General features: G+C 68.9%; 1 protein-coding gene. It reads right to left on the bottom strand.

Annotated elements, in window-relative coordinates; translation table 11 throughout:
- Window positions 1-384: 384 nt before the first annotated feature.
- Window positions 385-1554: a globin domain-containing protein gene (locus QH290_RS03740; protein WP_280267098.1), complete on the bottom strand. Its 1170-nt coding sequence runs from the start codon at window positions 1552-1554 to the stop codon at window positions 385-387.
- Window positions 1555-2222 lie beyond the last annotated feature (668 nt).

Below are 2222 nucleotides of genomic sequence, written 5' to 3'. Positions count from 1 at the left end.
CCCCCCCCCCCCCCCCCCCCCCCCCCCCCCCCCCCCCCCCCCCCCCCCCCCCCCCCCCCCCCCCCCCCCCCCCCCCCCCCCCCCCCCCCCCCCCCCCCCCCCCCCCCCCCCCCCCCCCCCCCCCGGGGATATTGGATGGCGCCGCAACCGCCGGGGATACGAGATGGCGCCGCAACCGCGGGGATGCTGGATGGCGCCGCAACCACTGGGGATACGAGATGGCACTGCAGCGCCGGGGATACGAGATGGCGCTGGAGCCGCGGGGATGCTGGATGGTGCCGCAATCACTGGGGATACGGGATGGCACTGCAGCCGCCGGGATGCTGGATGGCGCCGCAACCGCCGGGACGGGATGACGCTGGGACAGCGGGCGTGGGGATGGCGCTAGAACAGTGGGTCGTGGCGGATGTTCTTGGTGGGGGTGCCCGCCGCCATGAGGCGGAACTTGGTGGTTTGCACCATGCTCGGGGATCCGACGATCTGTACGTCGCGGTCGTGCCAGGGGCCGTCGGCGGCGACCACCTTGCCGATCTGGCCGACGCGGCGTGGCTCCAGTCCAGGAAATTCCCGCGCGTGGCCATCGGAATCGTAGAACCACCACGGGTTTTCGCTGTTCTCGACGACCGGGGTGACGGTGAGCCACTTGTTGGCGACGGCGAGGTCGCTCAGGGTCTGCAGGTCGTAGAGGTCGCACGGGTGGTGACCGCCCACGAACAGCTGCACCCTGGGGTTGGAGCGGCGCCGCGTCATGGCCATGAGCTGGGCGCGCAGCGGGGCGATGCCGGTACCGCAGCCGACCATCAGCATCTTGCGCCGGGTATTGCGGAGAATGCCGAGCCCGCCGAGCGGCGACCCCAGCAGCCACTGGTCCCCCACCATCGTGTGCCCGACCATCGAGGGACTGACCCAGCCACCGGTGACGCCGCGGACGTGAAACTCGATCTCCCCCTGGTCGTTCGCGGGCACGGCCGGTGACAGATACCGCCACATCCGCGGCCGGGACGGAATCTGCACGCTCAGGTACTGACCGGCCGCGTATCGCATCGGCTGGTCCAGCCGCAGCCGCACGATCGCCAGATTCTGCAGCACCTCGCGATGCTCGATCACGGTTCCGGTCCAGTACGGCGGCGTGTCCTCGCCTTCGGCGGCGCCGATCATGGTCTCGGCGATGACGCCGATGCCCTCGTTCCACGCTCGCTCCACCTCGTCGGTCCACAGTTCGGTTCCGGCGTGGGCGCACAGCGCCGTCTGCAGCGACTTCCCCACGGCCGCATAGTGTTCGGCGGTCACACCGTATTTGCGATGGTCGCGCCCGAGCTGGGCCAGAAAGGGCAGCAGCCGATCGGGCTCCTCGAGCCGGTCCACCGTGTAGGCGATGGCCCGCACCAGGCGGTCGCGCTGCGCGTCGAGGGCGGCGGGGAAGAAATCGCGAACGTGCGGATGCTCGGTGAACAAGATGGCATAGAACGATCGGGCCAGCTTCTCCGGTCCACCCTCCTCCGCAGCAACCGCCTTGAACGTCGTTCTGATCAATGCGACGGTCCGCGAATCCATGTGTCTCACAACCCCATTTCGCATTCGAGCACGGGCCGCGCGAACGAGTGAGGTGCTGCGGGCACTCGACAGCAGCCGATGTGAATCGAGTGTAGGTGAGGTTTGCCAGGGACGGAATGGTCCGTTTAAACAACGCGCGTGTAATTCCACCTAAACCAGGATTTGGAGCGTAAACCACGCTGGAAACAGACCGTTTGACTAGGACACGCCGTCCGAATGGGCCTGCGCACCACCAAATTTGGGTGATTCATTTTGCGGATCTCAGATTTGCAGCGACATTGCCGCAAACAGGCGGCAGAACGGGATCGGCCGCGAAACCTCGCGAATCCGGCACTCCGGCAACGAGAGCGCGATCGACGGCCGTTCTCGGTACGAACGTCCCACTCCCCCACCATGTTCTATGCATCTGCAAGCACAGCACATTGCTCGCAACAAAGCGCAGTCGTGCGAAGGCAGGATCCCGGCCAAAAGCGTGCCGGGAACGAGGGATGGAGCGCCCCTCGGACGAGACAGGGGCCCCCCGGGGGGGGGGGGGGGGGGGGAGAGGGGGGTGTGGGGGGGGGGGGTGGGCGGGGGGGGGGGGGGGGGGGGGGGTGTCCCCCCCGCCCCCCCGCGGGCCCACGCCCGCGACACCGCGCTGGATGCGGCGCGGCAGGCCGCGATAAACC

This window comes from Nocardia wallacei (genome assembly GCF_029869545.1).
Taxonomy (GTDB): domain Bacteria; phylum Actinomycetota; class Actinomycetes; order Mycobacteriales; family Mycobacteriaceae; genus Nocardia; species Nocardia wallacei_A.
This window is presented reverse-complemented; position numbering and strand designations above follow the sequence as displayed.

Bases quoted from the DNA above. Each gene is read 5' to 3' on its own strand.
- QH290_RS03740 (WP_280267098.1), bottom strand. From the start codon at position 1,554: ATGGATTCGCGGACCGTCGCATTGATCAGAACGACGTTCAAGGCGGTT.